Genomic DNA, 18,048 nt, shown 5'->3' on the forward strand with positions numbered 1-18,048 from the left:
CGGCTGCGGGAAACGGAAGATGGAGGATGTTTTGAATGAATCACGGGGACGCGGCATGGATGCTGACAAGCTCGGCGCTGGTTTTATTGATGACGCCGGCTCTTGCTTTGTTTTATTCCGGGATGACCAAACGAAAGAACACGGTAAACACCATTATGAGCTGCGTTTTCACGATGGGGCTTTCTGCGGTGCTTTGGATTTTAGTTGGATTTTCCTTGTCTTTCAGCGGGGATCTCGGCGGTGTGACCGGCAATCTTCGGTGGGCCGGCATGGATTTCAACACGCTTTCCGATTCGTCCTATCCCCCCAACACGCTGATTTTCGCGATCTTTCAAATGATGTTCGCGGTGATTACCCCTTCGCTGATTGTAGGGGCTATTGTTGAGCGGATGCGCTTTTCCTCGCTGTTTTTATTTGTCGCGGTCTGGTCGTTTCTGGTCTATTTCCCAATGGCGCATATGGTTTGGGGCGGGGGATTCCTGATGAAAATCGGCTCGGTCGATTTTGCGGGAGGCAACGTGGTTCACATTACCTCAGGCGTGAGCGCGCTGATTCTTTCCATTGTTTTAGGCAAGCGGAAAAATTACGGAAAAATATCCTACCACCCGCACAATGTTCCTTTTGTTTTTCTGGGCGCGGCGCTTCTCTGGTTCGGATGGTTCGGGTTTAACGCCGGAAGCGCCGGGGCGGCAAACGCGCTGGCGGCTCACGCATTTATGACAACGAATACCTCCGCGGCCGCCGCGATGCTGTCCTGGATTTTTATTGAGAAGTACAAAGACGGAGCCCCTACTCTGGTGGGCGCCTCCACGGGTCTGGTGGTCGGGCTGGTCGCGATCACACCGGGTTCCGGCTTTGTGCCGGTTTGGGCTTCCCTTGTCATCGGCGCGCTGGCAAGCCCGATTTCCTATTTCTTTATTTCCGTCGTTAAGAAACGGTTCGGGTATGACGACGCGCTCGATGTGTTTGGATGCCACGGGATCGGCGGAATTTGGGGCGGCATTGCGACGGGCCTGTTCGCGCAAAGTTCCATCAATTCTTCCGCAAAGTGGAACGGCTTGTTTTTCGGCAGCACGGAACTGTTTCTTCGGCAGATCGCCGCGATCGGTGTGGCGATCGGATTTGCCGTTGTCGGAACGCTCCTCGCTACCGCGATTGCAAAGCTGGTGACAAAGGGTCTCCGCGTCTCGGAAAAGGAAGAGGCGATTGGCCTGGACATTACGGAACACGGGGAACCGGCTTATCCGGCTTTCAACGGAATGGATTGATCGGAGAAGGATTGGAATGAAGAAGATTGAAGCATATATTCGCCCGGAACAGCTCGAGGATGTGAAGGTAGCTTTAAAATCGATGAATGTCAACGGAATCAGCGTGACTCAAATCATGGGCTCCGGCTGTCAGCGCGGTTACCGCGAGTTTATTCGGGGAACGGAAGTCGATTATAATTTTCTTAAGAAGATTAAAATCGAGCTGGTCGTGCCGGATTCCCGCTTGGAAGAGATTCTGGGCAAAATCATCGAGACGGCGAAAACCGGAAAGATCGGCGATGGTAAAATATTCATCTCGGAAATATCGGACGCGATCCGGATTCGTACCGGCGAACGCGGCGAGTCGACGGTCCGCTGAAAAGAGGGTATATCCGCAGTCATCAACAGATCGCCGCAGATTTCCAAAAGAAACAGAGCGGCCCGCGCATCGCCTCGGGCCGCTCTGTTATTTGTAATCGGGAAAAGAACCGAGTATCCTGATTTTCGTTCTTTGATCCTTTACCGCATGAGTTCCAAAACCTCTTTGATGCTGTCGATTTTCTTCGTATCCACCGGAACGTTTCCAAAGCCGTACGCTGCGTAGACAAATGGGATTCCGGCCGCCGCAGCCGCGTCGCGGTCGCCCTGCGTATCGCCGATGTAGACCGCGTCTTTCAGACCGTTTCGCTCCATCAGCAGCCGGATGTTTTCACCCTTGCTTTTGCCCGTGTTCCCAAACGATTCAAAATCGGAAATATAACGCTGCGTTTCGCTCTTTTTAAGGAACAGTTCGATGTATCCGCTCTGGCAGTTGCTTACGATGAAGAGGCGGTGGTCTTTGGAAAGCTGTTCAATCGTTTCTTTGGTGCCGGGATAAAGCAGGTTTTCCGTGTTTTTCTCCAGGGCCTCCTGCTCGTTTTTGCAGCACTGACGAATCAGCAGGTTTTTTGTGTGCGAATCCGCTTCCCGGAACAGATCGTCCGCGATGACGTCCATGGATTTGCCGAATTCTTTTTTCAAAACAGCCGGCGTGATTTCCGCGAAGGTTCCTCCGATTTCCCGGACTGCCCTGGCCCATGCGGCTGCGACTACTTTTGTGGAATCCCATAGAGTTCCGTCAATATCAAAAATAATATTCATGCTAAAACCCATTCCTGTTTTTTTATTGTTAGTAGTATAATAATAAAATAGAATGTCCGTTTGGTCAATACCCGGCGGATGCTTGTCCGCCGAATTTGCCGGAAACCGCCGGTTTTTTACAGGAGGAAGTCATTGAATCAGATTGCTTACAAGCAGCTTTCCCAAAGGGAGATTACCGCTTCGCTGTTCCGGAAATTCAACCGTTACCAGGAAGTGAAACGCTGCTGGAGGAAGGAAGACGGCGTATGGGTTCTGAAAAACATATCTTTTACGGAGCAATGGAGCGATGAGGATTATGCTTTTTTGGTGTCCTGCCTGCGAAACACAGTACATATGGGCGGCAAAGTAGCGGGCGCGTTCGACGGGTGCCGTCTGATTGGATTTTCCTCCGTCGAAAGAGAACCGTTCGGGTCATCGCTGCAATATTTGCAGTTATCCAGTCTGCATGTATCCTGCGAGTCACGCGGCTGCGGAGTCGGCAGAAGCCTCTTCCGGAAAGCCTGTGAGAGCGCAAAGAGCCTTGGCGCAAAAAAGCTCTATCTCTCCGCGCACTCATCCGAAGAATCACAGGCGTTTTATCGCCGGATGGGCTGTACGGAGGCGGAAGAATACAATCAAAAGCTCGCGGATGCCGAACCCTGCGACTGCCAAATGGAATTTCTTCTCACTTAAAAGTTTAGGCAGGACGGAAGAAACCCGTTAATTCAGCTTCAGAATTTCTTCCGCGATCCTTTGGCTGCCGAATCCGTCGAGATACGAATTCATCCGCACGGCCGTTTCCCTTCGCAGGGAATTGTTTTCCGTCAGGCTTTTCAGGCGAGCCGTGATGCGAAACAGACAGGCGCCATAATTGCTGATGAGGTCGCCGGCGTAAGCGGTGATGCGGTCAAAATGGAACTGCTTTCCGCATTCGGACTGTTCCGCCGTCAGGGCAAAGCACACGGTGGGCGTCCCGCAGGCGCACAGCTCATACAAGTGCATGCCGCAGGCCGATACGGCGGCGTCACAGTTTCTCATCACGGCCGCCATATTTTCGGGATTTGCAACAAGCTCCACATTCCGCAGCCGTGACGCCTGCTTTTCGAGAGAAGAAATTCCACGGTTTAGGAATTCCGCTGCGAGAATAAAGTTTAAATTCGGAAAAGCGGAGGAAAGGTCTTCGGCAAGCCTTCCGACAGGACTCGTTTCGGCCGCTCCCCCTACGGGCATCAATATATTTTTCACCCGGTCACGGACAATGGGGCGCAATTCGCGAAATTCTTTTCGCAGCGGCAGATACCGGACGCCTAAAAGCAGTTTCGTGCTGCATGCGCAATATGCTTCCGAATAAAAATCGATGCGGCAGGCGTTGCTGTAATTGATCAGCAAATGAATTCCCGGAAAAACCTGCTCCTGCGTTCCAAGATAAATCAGCTTGGCGGCATGGTTCAGCGATTCAAAATAACCGGCGGAGATACGGGGAAGATCGACCAGAAGTTTCGCGGCTTTTTCCTTTTTCAAAAGAGGAACCAGGCGTTCCGCCTCGGATTCCGGGCTGCTGAGGTGATCTAAAACGATGGCTTGGAATCCGCTCCGTCCGATCGGCTCCGCCATGTCCGGACCCGTTAGCAGGAATACAGAGCATTCCCCGCGCCGGCGGAGCTCTTCCGCAATTGCAAGACATCCGGTCAGGCGCTCCGGGGCGGTTCCATGATCCGCGTCGGTTCTGATATACAGCATATTATCCTCTTTTCTGCTCCGTTCAGGATTTTGGCAAAGATCGCTGAGCAGTACCCTGATCTGATGGGGATTGTCTATCCATTCATATTCCGAGAACCCGCGGGATATTCGCGCCTGCATTTGATTACGGCTCGGCACCCCGGCAGCGGTGTTTTCGCCCGTTTTTCCGGGAGGAAGATCAGGCCGGCCTAAGAAAAGCTAACTTTTTAACCGAATGCACTTGACTTTTTGAGTTAGCAGAGGTAAACTATATGCATAGGTTAGCATATGCTTACCAAATACAGAAGCACAACGGGCAGTTGGATTTAACGGAGGTAACGGCATGAATATGGAGCAGACGGTTTTAAGAGAACGAATTGGAAACAAGGCTGCGGGTTTTTCGGGGGTTATGCCTTTAAACATGGTTCGCCCGGGGCAAGTGGTATCGGTTCATTCCATACGCGGCAGGGATGAAACCCGGCGCTTTCTTGCAAGCCTGGGCTTTGTGTCGGATGCGGCGGTCACCGTCGTTACGGAGCTTGGAGGAAACATTATTGTGAATGTCAAAGGAACCCGCGTTGCAATCAGCAGGGCGATGGCGGGCCGCGTTTATGTCGGCTGATGAATCAGTGGTAAGGGGGAAAATCGAATGAAAACCTTGAAGGACGCAAAGCGCGGTCAAACGGTGACGGTTGCTAAATTGACGGGGACCGGAGCGCTAAAGCGCAGAATTATGGATATGGGAATTACAAAAGGCGCGGAAATTCTGATTCGCAAGGTGGCACCGCTGGGCGACCCGATTGAGGTGAATGTTCGGGGCTACGAGCTTTCCATCCGCAAGTCGGAAGCGGAAAACATTCTTGTGGCGGAATGAGGAAAAGGTGTTTTTTTCTATGCGCTAGTTAGTGTATGCTAACCAATTAAGGAGGTAAATTGATGGAGATAAAGATCGCGCTTGTAGGCAATCCAAACTGCGGCAAAACGACGATGTTTAACGACTTGACGGGTTCCAGCCAATATGTGGGCAACTGGCCCGGCGTGACGGTGGAAAAGAAAGAGGGAAGGCTGAGAGGGCATCGGGACGTCACAATTACTGATTTGCCGGGAATTTATTCTTTGTCGCCCTATACGCTGGAAGAAGTGGTCAGCCGCAACTATTTGATCAACGAGCGGCCGAATGCGATCATTAATCTGGTGGACGGAACCAATCTGGAGCGCAATCTCTACCTGACCACACAGATTGTGGAACTGGGGATTCCGGTTGTTCTGGCACTGAATATGATTGACCTGGTGCGAAAGAGCGGGGACAGGATCGATACCGATAAGCTGGGGGAAGCCCTGGGCTGCGAAGTGGTCGAAACCTCCGCCTTGAAAGGAACAGGTTCCCTGCAGGCCGCGGAAAAAGCAATTAAACTCGCAAAGGAGAAAAAGGATTCGATTCCGCAGCGTAAATTCGGCGAAGAAGTGGAGCACGCTTTGGAAGCCATCCGAGAGCTGGCCGCGGGAGCAATCAAGCCGGAGCTTGCGCGATGGTATGAAATAAAAATTTTTGAGCGCGATTCCAAAGTAATGGAAGCGCTGACTTTGCCGCAGGGAATCGAAGGCAAACTGGATTCCGTCATTGCGGAAGTCGAAGAAAAAATGGACGATGACAGTGAAAGCGTTATTACAAACGAACGGTATGAATCGATTGCAAAGCTGATGAAAACCTGCGTCCATAAAAAACGCGTCGGTATGAGCACTTCCGATCAAATAGACCGGGTGGTGACGAACCGTTGGCTTGCGCTTCCGATCTTCGCGGTCGTCATGTTTGTCGTTTATTATGTTTCCATTTCTTCTCTGGGTACCATCGTAACGGATTGGACGAACGACACTTTGTTCGGCGGGTGGATTCAACCGGCGGTTGCCGACTGGATGACCGGCGTCGGCGCCGCCGACTGGATCAGCGGGCTGGTGGTCGACGGTGTCATCGGCGGGGTCGGCGCCGTGCTGGGATTTGTTCCGCAGATGTTCATTCTGTTCTTTTTTCTTTCTATTCTGGAGGACTGCGGCTATATGGCGCGCGTTGCCTTCATTATGGACCGCATTTTTCGAAAATTCGGCCTCTCGGGCAAAAGCTTTATCCCGATGCTGATCTCTTCCGGATGCGGCGTGCCCGGGATTATGGCAACAAAGACGATTGAAAACGAAAAAGACCGCAGGATGACCATTATGACGACGACTTCCATTCCGTGCGGTGCGAAGCTTCCGATCATTGCGTTAATCGGGGGAGCAATGTTCCCGAATATTGTATGGATGGCTCCGGCAATGTACTTTATGGGGGTTCTTGCCATCGTTATTTCGGGAATTATGCTGAAAAAGACAAAGCTGTTCGCGGGAGATCCAGCTCCGTTTGTCATGGAGCTGCCGCAGTATCATATTCCGGCCCCGAAAGGCGTTCTGATTCATATGTGGGAGCGCGGCAAGGCGTTTATCGTGAAGGCCGGTACGGTAATCTTTGTCGCGTGCGGGGCGATCTGGTTCCTTTCCAGCTTTGGATTCGCTAACGGCGGCTTCGGCATGGTGGATGAAAACGCGAGTATCCTCGCCGCCCTCGGGCGCGTGATCGCCCCTGTTTTTGCCCCTCTGGGTTTTGGCAACTGGCAGGCCGCGGTCGCGACGGTTTCCGGGTTGGTGGCAAAGGAGAACGTTGTGGGAACCTTCGGCGTGCTGTTCGGGATCGGCGGAGATGTGGCGGAAGACGACCCAGGTCTGCTGAGCCAGATTGCGGTCATGTTCCCCTACGGTTCGGCGGCGCTCGCCTTCCTGGTTTTCAACTTGCTGTGCGCCCCGTGCTTCGCTGCCATCGGCGCCATGAAGCGGGAAATGGCCAGCTCAAAGTGGACTTGGTTCGCGCTTGGGTATCAGACGGTGTTTGCATACTCTATCGCACTGATGATCCACCAGTTCGGCGGCCTGATCTTCGGGGGCGTTTCCTTTGGCGGAGGAACCGTCGCCGCGCTGACTGTTTTGGCCGTCCTGCTTTACTTTTTGTTCCGGCCGAACCCACAGGATAAGGTCAGGCAAGGTTCCGCGGCGAGCGCGGCTTTATAAGGCAAAGCGAAAAGAGGTTTGACAGTATGTTACAGTGGCTTGCCGCAAACGCGGCTACAATTTTAATTAGTATCGCATTGGCGTCTTTGTTCGTTCTGGCTGTCAGGAATATGCGCAAAGCCCGGAAAAGCGGGGGCTGCGCGGGCTGCGGCGGCGGCATGTGCAGTCACTGCTCCCAGGCGGCGCAGAGTCCAAAGCGATAAAATCATTCTGGAAAGGGCTGCCGTTCAAGTTGAGCGGCGGTCCTTTTTCATGCCTGCACGAGGCCCGGCTCCGGAATAAACGCGGCGGGGAGAGACACACTACCCTTCGAGGTGAATCTTATGGCGGATCAAAAGAAAAAGAAAACGCAAAACCCCCAGAAAAAAATAAAGGACGCCGTTTTGAACGACGCCGGCAATCAAACTGAATTTAATCCAAACCACAATACGCGCAAGGTCGCCCTGGGACCCAACACAAAACGCTGAAGGAGGAGACGGAATGGGGAATCGCACGAAAAACGAGAAGAAGCATGACGGAAAATTTCCGTCCAAACATGTGAATCACGACCCGCGTACGGAAAGCGCGAAAGCGGTATTTCCGGCGGAAGATAAAAATAAAAAATGAACGGCAGGGAGCTGTATCTTGAGTTGAACCGGCATTTGCTGCGGGACGCGGAGCCGTCCCGGTATCTGAACCGGATTTGCGGCGACCCGCTTTTCCGGCAGGTTCCGTTTGATATGCTCGACCGGCTCAGGCAAACCGCGCAGTCCCCGATTTATCATCCCGAAGGCAGCGTCTGGAACCATACCATGCTGGTGGTGGACGAGGCGGCAGGACAAAAAGAAAAAAGCGCCCGCCCCGCGGTGTTTCTGTGGGCGGCGCTTTTGCATGATATTGGAAAACCCGATGCTACAACAATCCGGAAAGGGAAAATAACCTCTTACAACCATGAAATAATCGGAGAAAGGCTTGCCGTTGAATTCCTCAGTTGTTTTACGGATGACGAAGACTTTATCCGCGCGGTGGCGGCACTGGTCCGCAGGCATATGCAGATTCTGTTTGTTGTCAAGAGCCTTCCGTTCGCGGATCTGGAGGGAATGAAGAGAGAGGCCGATTTTCATGAGGTTGGATTGCTTGGCTTTTGCGACCGGCTGGGCCGGCTGAATGCCGACAGTGAAAAGGAAAAGAAGAATCTGAGACTGTTTTATAAGCAGTGCGGGCAGCGGTGAGAACCGTCTTTTCAGGTGACCGTAACCAGGCATTGGGCCGTCAGGCCGTTGCCGGTTCTTGCCTGAATCGTCGTGCAGCCCTTTGAAACGCCCAGGACCGTCCCGTTCTGAACGACCGCGACCCTGGAATTGCACGAGCTCCAGGACGTGCGGTTGTCATACACATTGCCGTTGATCAGCGTAACCGCGGAATTCAGTTCACAGGTTTTGCCCGCCTTGATACTGACGGCGGTCTTGTCCATTTTGACGGAAACAGGGATGTATTCGTTCAGAGCGACGCACCGGGCGAGACTTTTTGCGATGGCGTCGGTGTTGCTCTCGATCCAGGCGACATCCTGCGGATTGTCGTGATACGCCGTTTCGATCAGACAGTGCGTCATTTTCGGCATGTACATTTCCCACAGCGCGTCGTTGGTGTCAAGGCTGACGGCGCTTTTATCCGGATAAATAAAATTCTCCTTCAGCAGGTTGGCAAAACGCAGGCTTTGAGCGCTGTCCGACGGATAAAAAATCGTGGTGCCGTTCGTTTTGGGACCGTCGTCCCGCGCGTTGGAGTGAATCGCCAGATAAAGGTCGCAGCGGTTTTCCTCCGCCTGCCTGACCCGGCCGACAATCGTGTTTCGCTGATTTTCACGGCTGCCGGTCTGGGCGCTTGCAAGGGCGTAACCGATTCCATACTGCCGGAGATAAGGGATCATGGCAAAGGCGACCTCCCGCATATGGAGCTCCTCGCTGCCGGAACCGTCGCAGTAGGGATTCCAGGTCTGGCAGGAGGGGCTTAAATAGACACGGTATGTAGGAACGGAATAAGTCGGGCGCGTTGTAAAGATTCCGTTCCGTCCGGCGGCCGAGGCCCGCTCGCCGGCGGAGCCCAGTGCCGCGGCCGCCGTCAGGGCAAGGCAGAGCGTTATTTTCAGTTTTTTCAGACGCATCGTGAGTCACAAACCTTCCGTTTTTTATATCTTTATTATAGAACATTTTTCCGGAAAATTCTACAGGATGCGCCTGCTTTTTTAATCGGACATCAGTCGCTTTTCCCCCGTAATTTGCTGAATCGGCTGAATATCCTGCGTTACCTCCAGAACTCCGAGGTATTCCTTTTTTTCGTTTCTGACGGCGAAATACCGGATGTAAATGTATCTGCCGCCCATCTTGATCCAGAAATCCTCGTGCTCTTTTCTGCCGGCTTTCAGATCCTCCACGATTTTTTCCACGATATGCACGCTCGCCGGTGGATGGCAGTTTGCCACCTTGCGGCCGATGATTGCCTTGGTTCTGGGGAATACCCGCTCCGCTCCCTGTGAAAAGTATTTGACCGTGTCATCCCGATCCACAAAGGTCAGGTCTACCGGAAGGGTGTCAAGAATCCGGATCAGCTCCTCGATTTTCAGGGTGCCCGTGGGAAGCGCCACGGTTCCCGGCAGGCTGCTTTCTTCCTGGATCCGGTCCGCTGCGCCTTTTTGCTGGTTGGGCTTCCAGACAGGCGCTTTTTCTATCAGGCAGAATCCGAAATCTCCGCTTTCCTCGGCGACTTTTTCCCACTCGTCCTCCGTCAGGTTTTCCAGAAGCATGGGCAGCATGATGTTTTCTTCTTTGAAAATCATTTCGGCTATTTGATTCAAAAGGGCTTCGATCGCTTCTTTCAGCTGCCCGGATTCCCGCAGATTTAGATTTCGGCTGATTTCCTTAATCTGTGCTCTGATCTCGTCGTCGACGCCCCACATGACTTTCGGCGGGGCCGTAATGCCGTAATGCTCCAAATAGGGAAACAGGAGATTTTCCTTTTTCAGATAATGCCGGTCGATTTCCGCCAGCTTTGTAAATCGGGTCTTGATGGCCTTTTCCGCGTCTTCCTCCGGAAGCCGGGGCAGATAACTTCGGATTTCACCGAGCAGCTGATCCACCGCTCTGTTTTCAGCTTTCAGAACATTTGCAGGATGGCCCGGTATTTTCGAGGGATCCGCCGGCCGGTGGATCTCTTCGATCGATCCCTTGAAAACGGCTGCGTGAACGTCGCAGAGGCGTTGGACTTCGGAGATCGGCAGGCCGTCCGCGACCAGAGCCTGCTCCGCCTGAGCGATCTCCTCCGCGGAGACTCCCTCAAAGGTTTTTGCAAACTGTCCTTTGACCTCTTCCACGCTTTTACCCGACTGCAGCTGTGCGATCAGGTCTTTGATCACTTTCTGACGGTATTCCCGGTTGTTGATTTCTTCGCTCATTCGATTTCCTCCTAGTCTATTGCGGTCTGTCTTCCGACTCCCGCGCCTGTTTTTGCAGCAGGGCGGCAAACTGCCTGCCGTATTCCTCGCACGCCGAACGCTCGGCACGGTCCGGCACCCAAAGGCTGCGGCAGCCGTCGTTCAGAATCTGAAAACCGCAGGCGGCAAGCTCTCCCGTCATCTGCTTCACCGCTTCTCCGCTCCAGCCGTAACTGCCGAAAGCCGCGGCGCTTTTTGCCTGAAATTTCAGGCCTTTCATCATTTCCAGAATCCCGCCGACGGAATACAGGTATCCGTTGTTGATGGTAGGGGAACCGAGAAGAACTGCCTTGGAGCGGAAAACCTCGGTTATCACGTCGTTTTTATCTTTTTTGGAGGAATTCATCAGCTTGACGGTGACCGTCGGGTCCTCTTTCCGGATGCCTTGGGCGATCGCTTCGGCCATTCTCCGGGTCGAATTCCACATGGTGTCGTAAACCAGGGTGATCTGGTTCTCCCGGTACCGGTCGGCCCATTCCAGATATTTGCCGACAATCTGAACGGGGTTGTCCTTCCAGATGACGCCGTGGCTGGGACAGATCATTGAAACGGGGAGTTTCAGCGTAAGAACTTCGTTGATCTTCCTGGTTACAAACCGGCTGAACGGCGTGAGGATGTTCGCGTAGTATTTCAGCGCTTCCGCCCACAGCTCCGCCTGATCCACCGTATCATTGTAAAGCGATTCCGTCGCGAAGTGTTCGCCGAACGCGTCGTTGCTGAACAGGATGTTCTCACCCGTCAGATAGGTAAACATGGAGTCCGGCCAGTGAAGCATGGGGGCTTCCACAAAGATAAGCGTGTTTTCCCCAAGCTGCAGCCTATCGCCGGTTTTGACCACTTTAAAATTCCAGTCGCGGTGGTAATGTGCTTTCAGGATTTTCGCTCCGTTGGCCGTGCAGTAGATCGGCGTTTCCGGAATTTCGCGCATCAGCTCCGGCAGAGCGCCGCTGTGGTCGATTTCGCTGTGGTTCGCAATGATGTAATCGATCCGGTTCAGATCGGTTTCCCTTTTCAGCCCGGCGACAAATTCTTTGCCGAACGGCTGCCATACCGTGTCGATCAGCGCCGTCTTCTGGTCCCGGATAAGATAGGAGTTGTAGGAAGACCCCCGGTGTGTCGAGTATTCATTGCCGTGGAATTTTGTCAGCTCCCAGTCAATTTTGCCAACCCATGTGACTTTCTCCGTTATCTGTTTCCCCATGGATGCGCCTCCGTGTTTTTGTTTTAGCTTTCCTCACGGGAGCGGGTTTTAGTCATTAAAATTGGCAGAAGATAGAAATTCCCCCGCGGATGCGGGGGAATGAAAGGGATCATCGGTTCAGGATTTTTTTCAGGTCTTCTTCCGGCGTGCTGATCGGGGAAATGCCGAACTGTTCCACCAGAACATTCAGGACATTTTGGGAGAGGAACGCGGGCAGCGTCGGCCCGATGTAGATGTTCTTGATTCCGAGGGACAAAAGCGAAAGCAGGACGCAGACCGCCTTTTGCTCGTACCACGACAGAACGATGGAAAGCGGCAGGTCGTTTACGCCGCACCCGAACGCTTCCGCCAGGGCGGAAGCGACGCGAACCGCGCTGTAAGCGTCGTTGCACTGCCCCATATCCATGATGCGCGGCAGACCGCCGATAGAGCCGAGGTCCAGGTCGTTGAAGCGGTATTTTCCGCAGGCCAGGGTCAGAATCATGCTGTCCTTCGGCGCCTGCTTGACAAATTCCGTGTAGTAGTTGCGCCCCGGCTTTGCTCCGTCGCAGCCGCCGACCAGAAAGAAATGACTGATTGCGCCGGACTTTACCGCTTCCACAACTTTATCCGCCGCGCCGAGCACGGCGCCGTGGGCAAAGCCGGTTGTCACCTGAGTGCCTCCGTTGATGCCGGTCATGACGCGGTCTTCCGCGTAACCGCCAAGCTCCAGAGCCTTTTCAATCACCGGGGTAAAATCCTTTTCCTCGTCGATGTGAACCATATCGGGGTAGGCCACGACTTCGGTCGTGAAAACGCGGTCGCGGTAACTGTCCTTTACGGGCATCAGGCAGTTCGTGGTAAACAGGACCGGCGCGGGAATGTCTTTGAATTCCTTCTGCTGATTCTGCCAGGCGGTGCCGAAATTGCCCTTGAGCTGCGGGTACTCCTTCAGCTTGGGGTAGGCATGGGCGGGCAGCATTTCTCCGTGTGTGTACACGTTGATTCCCTTGCCCCTGGTTTGTTCCAGCAACAGCTGAAGGTCGCGCAGATCATGACCCGAAATGACGATGAACGGGCCTTTTTCAATCGTCAGCGGCACGGTGACGGGCACGGGGGAGCCGTAGGTTTCCGTGTTGGCCCGGTCAAGCAGCTCCATGCACTTCAAATTTACTTTGCCGGTTTCCATGACGACCGGCAGAAGCTCATCCATGCCGAACGTTCCGCCGACCACGGCAAGGCCCTTGTAGAAAAAGTTGTTTACTTCCCCGTCCGTATAGCCGAGCACCAGAGCGTGGTACGCGTAAGCGGCCATGCCGCGCAGACCGAACAGAATCAGGGATTTGAGCGAACGGATGTCTTCATCGTCCCGCCACAGGCGGTTCATGTCATATTCTCCGGCGACCGCCGCAGTAAGCCTGCTCCGCTCCGCGCGGACCGCGTCGATCCGGCGCCGGATATCTTCGCTGTCGAAATTGACGTTTGTAATGGTGGTGAAGAGTCCCTCAATGATCACGCGGTCTGCCGACGCACCGTGATCGCGTCCGTAAAAGTCCCTGGCGAGCCCGATCAGGGCGCCGGTCAGCTCATCCTGCAAAAGCGCGGTGTCCTCTTTTTTGCCGCAGACGCCCTGCGCGCCGGTGCAGCCGCTGCATCCCGCCGTCTGCTCGCATTGAAAACAAAACATATTTCCCATTTTTTCTATCTCCTTCCAACTTTTATTCAATATCGGAATATTTAGTACGAGTTCTATACCTGTATTATAAAACGGATTCCGATAAATTTCCGTTGGAATTACAACGAATAGAGAAAAAATTATGGGGCGGCTTGTGGCATATTTTGCTTGCCGAAATAATACTCGTTTGCGGGTTACGGCTGCGGAGATCTCTCCCGCATCATGCAGCCGTAACCAATGCGGAGACAAAGACAAAGCCGGCGCCGAGTGAGGGCGCCGGCTTTGCTGATCGTAGAATCGTATTTCAACAATTCGGATTCCTCCTGTTGATCATTTTTACAGACCGTATGCGGATGAGACCAGGATTGCGCAGAGCACGCCGAGCAGGGAGCCGGCCAGCGTGTCGGACGGATAATGAACGTTTAGGAAAATGCGCGAAAAAGCAATCAAAAAGGCAAGAATGATCGCGGCCGCGCAGAGCGGGCTGTTCAGCAGGAAAAAGACGGTGGCTGCCGCAAAAGAAGAGGAGGAGTGCCCGGAGGGGAACGAGTAGCCGCCCGGGGCTTTGATCAGCAGGGAGGAATCATGATCGGCGGCGAAAGGTCTGGGCCGCCCGACCAGCAATTTCAGAAGCTGGCCGGTCAGGTGAGAGAGCGCGAGCGAAAAAATCAGAATGTAGACAAATCTTCTGCTTTTTCCCTCTAACATCCAAACTGCGGCGTAAATCAGCCAGACCGCCCCGGCGTTGCCGATTCTGGAAATCAGGGGGAAAATGAAATCAGTGATCCGGTTGTGGCAGTGGAGCTGAACGTATTCAATTACTTTTGTGTCCATTCTCGTCCTCCGTCAACGCATTCATCCTATCAGGTCTAAAGGCAGCGGTGTCAAGAAGCTTGATATCGGCTGCAGGTAAGCAGTGGCTTACGATGATCAGTCTCATGTTTAGCATATCACGCCGCGGCAGGGAGAAAAAAGCGGCAATCTTCGTAAAAGTCCTGTTTGCAGATTTTGCAGGCGGGGCTTTTTCAGTTGAGTTCCGACGAAGGCGCATGGCCCGATGGAAGTTACGGCCAGCGCAGGTAATTGCAATTTTCCGCCGCGAGCTGTGCCGCCGCCATAAAAACGGTAAAGAAAGCCAGAACCATGATAATGAAGACGGAGCCCGCGTCATACCGCATTTTTTCTTCCCGGTTCGTGGCGTAGGCCAGCAGGGTTTCGATGCCGAGAAACACGAGGATCAGGGGCCAGAGCGAAGTGATCAGGCGGATTGTCACCGCGGGGACCGCCAGCCTGAGCAGGAACAGAACCCCGAAAACGACCATTGAGACGCCGGCGGTCAGGGTGCCGACTCTTCTGTTTTTAATCACGGTGATCCAGCTCCTCCTTTTTTCCCTTGATCAGCCGGATGCCGATCAGGATAATCACAACGCCCAGAAATACCTGCGGGAATACGGAAAGCAGCGCCTGAAAATATCTTGCCGCCAGCGGCAGAAGCCCGAACCGGAACTGCGAAAGCAGCTTTAAACCGATCAGGTAAATCCCGAAAAAGATGAGCGCGATCCCGGCGTAAAGTCCCCCTTTGCCGGAGAACTTTTTGTTCAGCTCCGAAAGTCCGTCCAAATGGAAAAGGTACCGGTCTTGCGCCGCGCCGAATTCCTGATCATCCGCCCAGGCAAGGTTGATGCAGTCAAAAAAGGAGTAGAACCACAGCACGGGAAGAAGATAGAGCAGCGGCCCGATGCCGAGCCAGGAGGACAGGAAAATAATGAGAAAAAACATGGACATCAGGGAAAGCCCCCGTTTCATGAAACCCAGAAACATATGCCCCGCGCCGGGCAGAATCGCGAATAGTACGGTCAGTCCCTTACTTCTTTTTTTCGGCATGTTGAAAGACCTCCCAGTGAAGAATTTGTTGTGAAAAACCGTTCAGACGTGAGCTGATTTGTTCCACAGCGCTGAATCCCGGCGCCGTAATATCCAGATAGGAATTCTGCGTTCCGGCAAGCGTTCTGAGCGTGCCGGAAAAAACGAGGAACAGCGCCGCGCAGGCCGCGAGGACTACCCGGGCGGAGTACAGGAACAGCTCCGCGCCCGTTTCCCTTTGGGGAAGGCGGCGGCGGACCTCTTCCGCAAACCCGGCAGGCGGGGCCGAGGGCTTACCGGAATCGAACGCTTCCGCAAGGCGTTCGGCGCAGATTTCGCAGGAGCCAAGGTGCTCCGCGACCCCAAGCATTTCTTCCGGCCCCAGCTTTCCTTCGGAAAAATCCAGAAGAACCTGGTTTTCCACGTGACCGTCGGGCAAAAAAAGTCCGTTCATTGTTGTTCCTCCTCCCACAGGGCTTTCAGCAGTTTTTTCGCGCGGTACAGCCGCGTTTCCAAAGTCCTTATGTTTTGACCGCTTTCCCGTGCCAGCTCTGAAAGCTTCTTCTCGTCGCAAAAATAACTTTCCGCCACACTGCGGTACGGTTCCTTCAGGCGGCCGCACAGTCCGCGGATATGTTCCTTCGACATCCGGTCTTCCGCCTGTTCCTCCGGCAGGCCGCCCGGATCGCGGAGCAGGGCGGCGTCCTCTTCGGGAAGCGGCAGGCTTTTTCTGGCCGGGCTTTTCAGAAAGTCCCTGCATTTGTTCACGGCGATGGCGGTCAGCCATGCTTTGGGATTCTCTCCGTCGAATCGGTTCCAGTTCCGGTACGCGGATAAAAAGGTTTCCTGCGCCAGATCTTCGGCATCGAAATAATTTTTGGTCATGGTCAGGCAGATGGTAAAAATAAGAGACTGATACTGTACTATGGCGCATTCAAATTGTCGCACATTAATACGCATCACCATCCTTTTTTGTCTGCCATCATTATAAACGAGTCTTCGGCAGAAAACACTTCAATCAGCACAATCTTTTTGAATTTTTATCCGAAAGAAAAAAGCCGAACGCAAATACGTCCGGCCCTGTCCTCAAAGCCCGTTGATTTTACAGCAAAAAGGAAAAATCAGGGATTTTTTCTTGACTTCACGGCAAAAAGGGGTATAATTTACCTGTAAGGCACAAAAAGTGCAGTGCAGGGGAAGGTGTAACCAGCACCGACCCCCTGCATACGGAGAACAGACCTCCATACGCAACTGAATCATCAGCACACTGCGTCCACTATTATAACTCTGTTTTGTCCTTTTGTACAGGGGGGGAATCGGGGGATTGCGCGTGCATTCGGCAACGTTGTATATGGATGAAAAATCCGTGTACGGCGTTTTTTTGTGCCCTGCGGGCCGCGAGCGGGCCGGATGCACCACCATCCTCTCCGTTCCCGCGGTCCTTATTATTCTTAGCATTCAAGTTTCAAGGGAGAATTTTGATACAAATAGTTATATTGCAATATAAAAATACATAATTGATTCGACTTTACTTTTTCCTAAGTCTGTTGATAGGAATTATTTGACAAGAATGGCTGCTAATTTTATAATAAGTAAAAATAATCGGGAAGGAGGGAGAAGATGAAAAAATACTTTTCACATGATTTATCCATGAGCGTCTTTCTCCTTGTGATGGTTGGGTTTGCCGTCTATCTTTCCGTTACCTGCGCGAATATGAAAAGCTGGGGTAAAATTGATTATTCGGCCGGTGAAGCGGAATATGGGAGCAATCGCCCGTACAAGGTTCAGGAATGTACGCGGGAAGATTATGCCGCGATGAAAGACGCGTATCGCGGCGGAAGCTACGGAGCGAATACACAGCGGATCCATTTATGGATTGACGGGAAAAATCTCCCGCAGACACAGGACATGTCCGAATCGGATGCAGAGTCAAATGATTCATGGAACAGCAAATACTATTTTGTTGAGGAAAAAATTCTGCTGGACTACAAGTTCGCGCTTGATTTTCAGGCTTATGTCCATGCGCTTGCGGACAAAGACGGCAGGGTACAAAAGATTGTGGAAATTGCGGCGCCCTATCTTTCCATGGGTGGAAACGCAGCCGGCAGCCGTTTTACCGGTGCCGGAGAGCTGACCAACGGGAAGGACGGGCCGGAAATGGATTTTAACGGTGTTGTGAGCTTTGAAGCGGATAATACAGTGCCTGTGTTCGGCGAAAATTACAGTCAGATTTCCGCCGGTACCGATGCGGGGACGAAGTATCGGTATCTGGTGAGAAACGAGCGCTTTCGCTGGAGCTGGAACGATCTAAGCCCGTCCAATCAGGCTTAAAGAAAGGGGGATGCAAAGTTGCTTGGAAAACTTTCCAATAAAACGCTTTCAACCAGAATCATGGTTTGGCTGTGCGCGGGACTGATATTCTTTTTGCTTGGTGCCGCAGTCAATGCGAATTGGAGCGGCATGGTTCAGGGGAACCAGGATTTTGCACGGCTGATCGCGTACGCGCGCGCTCTTTATTACAGAATACGGGTAGTCGTTTGGGCCATCATCGGCTTTTTCCTCGTCTGGCATGGCTGTGACGTTCTTTACCGGCTGCTGTCGGTTTGCCAGAGCTTTCAGGAAGAACAGCAGAAATGAACTTTTCCGCTGTTCCAAAGAAAAGCCGCCGCAAAGTCTGACTTGC

Annotated in this window: 22 protein-coding genes; 11 read left to right on the forward strand and 11 right to left on the reverse strand. The window is 53.0% G+C overall.

From position 1 onward, the window contains the following. Nucleotides 1–35: 35 nt before the first annotated feature. Nucleotides 36–1,268: an ammonium transporter gene (locus CAFE_RS02830; RefSeq protein WP_156989723.1), complete on the forward strand. Its 1,233-nt coding sequence runs from the start codon at nt 36–38 to the stop codon at nt 1,266–1,268. Nucleotides 1,269–1,284: 16 nt separating this feature from the next. Then, nucleotides 1,285–1,626, forward strand: a complete 342-nt coding sequence (locus CAFE_RS02835; RefSeq protein ID WP_156989724.1) for a P-II family nitrogen regulator — start codon at nt 1,285–1,287, stop codon at nt 1,624–1,626. A gap of 140 nt (nt 1,627–1,766) precedes the next feature. Here CAFE_RS02835 and CAFE_RS02840 read toward each other — a convergent pair whose 3' ends face one another. Further along, the gene (locus CAFE_RS02840; protein WP_066649571.1) at nt 1,767–2,387 is read right to left on the reverse strand and encodes an HAD family hydrolase; all 621 of its coding nucleotides are present in this window, start codon (nt 2,385–2,387) and stop codon (nt 1,767–1,769) included. 132 nt (nt 2,388–2,519) lie between these two features. Here CAFE_RS02840 and CAFE_RS02845 point away from each other — a divergent pair, with 132 nt between their 5' ends. Next, on the forward strand, nt 2,520–3,059 hold the full coding sequence (locus CAFE_RS02845) for a GNAT family N-acetyltransferase (protein ID WP_228725154.1): 540 nt from the start codon (nt 2,520–2,522) through the stop codon (nt 3,057–3,059). A gap of 27 nt (nt 3,060–3,086) precedes the next feature. On the opposite strand, the gene CAFE_RS02850 is transcribed toward CAFE_RS02845, so the two are convergent. Further along, nucleotides 3,087–4,106 (reverse strand): hypothetical protein, encoded by a 1,020-nt coding sequence (locus CAFE_RS02850; RefSeq protein WP_066649562.1) that lies wholly within the window; start codon nt 4,104–4,106, stop codon nt 3,087–3,089. A 322-nt stretch (nt 4,107–4,428) separates the two neighbouring features. Between CAFE_RS02850 and CAFE_RS02855 the strand changes: the two genes are divergently transcribed. The 6 genes from CAFE_RS02855 (at nt 4,429) to CAFE_RS02875 (ending at nt 8,389) form a co-directional block, all read left to right on the forward strand. Continuing rightward, the gene (locus CAFE_RS02855; protein WP_228725153.1) at nt 4,429–4,707 is read left to right on the forward strand and encodes a FeoA family protein; all 279 of its coding nucleotides are present in this window, start codon (nt 4,429–4,431) and stop codon (nt 4,705–4,707) included. 27 nt (nt 4,708–4,734) lie between these two features. Next, on the forward strand, nt 4,735–4,959 hold the full coding sequence (locus CAFE_RS02860) for a FeoA family protein (protein ID WP_066649558.1): 225 nt from the start codon (nt 4,735–4,737) through the stop codon (nt 4,957–4,959). A gap of 62 nt (nt 4,960–5,021) precedes the next feature. Beyond that, nucleotides 5,022–7,178, forward strand: coding sequence for a ferrous iron transport protein B (gene feoB / locus CAFE_RS02865; RefSeq protein WP_066649556.1), 2,157 nt, complete (start codon nt 5,022–5,024; stop codon nt 7,176–7,178). Nucleotides 7,179–7,204: 26 nt separating this feature from the next. Further along, entirely contained in the window at nt 7,205–7,381 is a 177-nt protein-coding gene (locus tag CAFE_RS02870) for a FeoB-associated Cys-rich membrane protein (RefSeq protein WP_083210255.1), read from the forward strand. 277 nt (nt 7,382–7,658) lie between these two features. Continuing rightward, nucleotides 7,659–7,784 (forward strand): CPC_1213 family protein, encoded by a 126-nt coding sequence (locus CAFE_RS20290; protein ID WP_267459224.1) that lies wholly within the window; start codon nt 7,659–7,661, stop codon nt 7,782–7,784. Next, on the forward strand, nt 7,781–8,389 hold the full coding sequence (locus CAFE_RS02875; protein ID WP_156989725.1) for an HD domain-containing protein: 609 nt from the start codon (nt 7,781–7,783) through the stop codon (nt 8,387–8,389). Before CAFE_RS20290 ends, CAFE_RS02875 begins: the two co-directional genes overlap by 4 nt. An 11-nt stretch (nt 8,390–8,400) precedes the next feature. Here CAFE_RS02875 and CAFE_RS02880 read toward each other — a convergent pair whose 3' ends face one another. The 9 genes from CAFE_RS02880 to CAFE_RS02920 all read right to left on the reverse strand — a co-directional run bounded on the left by CAFE_RS02880 (nt 8,401) and on the right by CAFE_RS02920 (nt 16,331). Next, nucleotides 8,401–9,321 carry an N-acetylmuramoyl-L-alanine amidase gene (locus tag CAFE_RS02880; protein WP_066649554.1) on the reverse strand — a complete coding sequence of 307 codons (921 nt, stop codon included), beginning with the start codon at nt 9,319–9,321 and terminating at the stop codon, nt 8,401–8,403. A gap of 81 nt (nt 9,322–9,402) precedes the next feature. Then, nucleotides 9,403–10,608, reverse strand: coding sequence for a DUF438 domain-containing protein (locus tag CAFE_RS02885; RefSeq protein ID WP_156989726.1), 1,206 nt, complete (start codon nt 10,606–10,608; stop codon nt 9,403–9,405). A gap of 16 nt (nt 10,609–10,624) precedes the next feature. Continuing rightward, on the reverse strand, nt 10,625–11,848 hold the full coding sequence (locus CAFE_RS02890; RefSeq protein ID WP_066649542.1) for an anaerobic nitric oxide reductase flavorubredoxin: 1,224 nt from the start codon (nt 11,846–11,848) through the stop codon (nt 10,625–10,627). Nucleotides 11,849–11,957: 109 nt separating this feature from the next. Beyond that, the gene (hcp, locus tag CAFE_RS02895) at nt 11,958–13,523 is read right to left on the reverse strand and encodes a hydroxylamine reductase (protein WP_156989727.1); all 1,566 of its coding nucleotides are present in this window, start codon (nt 13,521–13,523) and stop codon (nt 11,958–11,960) included. Nucleotides 13,524–13,838: 315 nt separating this feature from the next. Next, nucleotides 13,839–14,336: a phosphatase PAP2 family protein gene (locus CAFE_RS02900; RefSeq protein ID WP_066649538.1), complete on the reverse strand. Its 498-nt coding sequence runs from the start codon at nt 14,334–14,336 to the stop codon at nt 13,839–13,841. A gap of 230 nt (nt 14,337–14,566) precedes the next feature. Next, the gene (locus tag CAFE_RS02905) at nt 14,567–14,869 is read right to left on the reverse strand and encodes a LiaF transmembrane domain-containing protein (RefSeq protein WP_066649536.1); all 303 of its coding nucleotides are present in this window, start codon (nt 14,867–14,869) and stop codon (nt 14,567–14,569) included. Further along, nucleotides 14,862–15,386 carry a hypothetical protein gene (locus CAFE_RS02910; protein WP_066649534.1) on the reverse strand — a complete coding sequence of 175 codons (525 nt, stop codon included), beginning with the start codon at nt 15,384–15,386 and terminating at the stop codon, nt 14,862–14,864. The genes CAFE_RS02905 and CAFE_RS02910 overlap by 8 nt, the downstream gene beginning before the upstream one ends. Beyond that, nucleotides 15,367–15,819 carry an anti-sigma factor family protein gene (locus CAFE_RS02915; protein WP_066649533.1) on the reverse strand — a complete coding sequence of 151 codons (453 nt, stop codon included), beginning with the start codon at nt 15,817–15,819 and terminating at the stop codon, nt 15,367–15,369. The genes CAFE_RS02910 and CAFE_RS02915 overlap by 20 nt, the downstream gene beginning before the upstream one ends. Next, entirely contained in the window at nt 15,816–16,331 is a 516-nt protein-coding gene (locus tag CAFE_RS02920) for an RNA polymerase sigma factor (protein ID WP_156989728.1), read from the reverse strand. The genes CAFE_RS02915 and CAFE_RS02920 overlap by 4 nt, the downstream gene beginning before the upstream one ends. Nucleotides 16,332–16,985: 654 nt before the next feature. Here CAFE_RS02920 and CAFE_RS02925 point away from each other — a divergent pair. Both CAFE_RS02925 and CAFE_RS02930 read left to right on the forward strand, forming a co-directional pair. Further along, complete coding sequence (locus CAFE_RS02925; protein ID WP_156989729.1) at nt 16,986–17,696, forward strand: hypothetical protein; 711 nt, start codon at nt 16,986–16,988, stop codon at nt 17,694–17,696. A gap of 18 nt (nt 17,697–17,714) precedes the next feature. Next, nucleotides 17,715–18,002, forward strand: coding sequence for a hypothetical protein (locus CAFE_RS02930; protein ID WP_066649523.1), 288 nt, complete (start codon nt 17,715–17,717; stop codon nt 18,000–18,002). The last annotated feature ends 46 nt before the right edge of the window (nt 18,003–18,048 follow it).

Source organism: Caproicibacter fermentans (assembly GCF_009746625.1).
Lineage (GTDB): Bacteria > Bacillota > Clostridia > Oscillospirales > Acutalibacteraceae > Caproicibacter > Caproicibacter fermentans.

What these genes read in the sequence shown, in the direction of transcription:
- CAFE_RS02830 (WP_156989723.1), top strand. Translation starts at nt 36, where the DNA reads ATGAATCACGGGGACGCGGCATGGATGCTGACAAGCTCGGCGCTGGTT.
- CAFE_RS02835 (WP_156989724.1), top strand. Translation starts at nt 1,285, where the DNA reads ATGAAGAAGATTGAAGCATATATTCGCCCGGAACAGCTCGAGGATGTG.
- CAFE_RS02840 (WP_066649571.1), bottom strand. Translation starts at nt 2,387, where the DNA reads ATGAATATTATTTTTGATATTGACGGAACTCTATGGGATTCCACAAAA.
- CAFE_RS02850 (WP_066649562.1), bottom strand. Translation starts at nt 4,106, where the DNA reads ATGCTGTATATCAGAACCGACGCGGATCATGGAACCGCCCCGGAGCGC.
- CAFE_RS02855 (WP_228725153.1), top strand. Translation starts at nt 4,429, where the DNA reads ATGAATATGGAGCAGACGGTTTTAAGAGAACGAATTGGAAACAAGGCT.
- CAFE_RS02860 (WP_066649558.1), top strand. Translation starts at nt 4,735, where the DNA reads ATGAAAACCTTGAAGGACGCAAAGCGCGGTCAAACGGTGACGGTTGCT.
- feoB (WP_066649556.1), top strand. Translation starts at nt 5,022, where the DNA reads ATGGAGATAAAGATCGCGCTTGTAGGCAATCCAAACTGCGGCAAAACG.
- CAFE_RS02870 (WP_083210255.1), top strand. Translation starts at nt 7,205, where the DNA reads ATGTTACAGTGGCTTGCCGCAAACGCGGCTACAATTTTAATTAGTATC.
- CAFE_RS20290 (WP_267459224.1), top strand. Translation starts at nt 7,659, where the DNA reads ATGGGGAATCGCACGAAAAACGAGAAGAAGCATGACGGAAAATTTCCG.
- CAFE_RS02875 (WP_156989725.1), top strand. Translation starts at nt 7,781, where the DNA reads ATGAACGGCAGGGAGCTGTATCTTGAGTTGAACCGGCATTTGCTGCGG.
- CAFE_RS02880 (WP_066649554.1), bottom strand. Translation starts at nt 9,321, where the DNA reads ATGCGTCTGAAAAAACTGAAAATAACGCTCTGCCTTGCCCTGACGGCG.
- CAFE_RS02885 (WP_156989726.1), bottom strand. Translation starts at nt 10,608, where the DNA reads ATGAGCGAAGAAATCAACAACCGGGAATACCGTCAGAAAGTGATCAAA.
- CAFE_RS02890 (WP_066649542.1), bottom strand. Translation starts at nt 11,848, where the DNA reads ATGGGGAAACAGATAACGGAGAAAGTCACATGGGTTGGCAAAATTGAC.
- hcp (WP_156989727.1), bottom strand. Translation starts at nt 13,523, where the DNA reads ATGGGAAATATGTTTTGTTTTCAATGCGAGCAGACGGCGGGATGCAGC.
- CAFE_RS02900 (WP_066649538.1), bottom strand. Translation starts at nt 14,336, where the DNA reads ATGGACACAAAAGTAATTGAATACGTTCAGCTCCACTGCCACAACCGG.
- CAFE_RS02910 (WP_066649534.1), bottom strand. Translation starts at nt 15,386, where the DNA reads ATGCCGAAAAAAAGAAGTAAGGGACTGACCGTACTATTCGCGATTCTG.
- CAFE_RS02915 (WP_066649533.1), bottom strand. Translation starts at nt 15,819, where the DNA reads ATGAACGGACTTTTTTTGCCCGACGGTCACGTGGAAAACCAGGTTCTT.
- CAFE_RS02920 (WP_156989728.1), bottom strand. Translation starts at nt 16,331, where the DNA reads ATGGTGATGCGTATTAATGTGCGACAATTTGAATGCGCCATAGTACAG.
- CAFE_RS02925 (WP_156989729.1), top strand. Translation starts at nt 16,986, where the DNA reads ATGAAAAAATACTTTTCACATGATTTATCCATGAGCGTCTTTCTCCTT.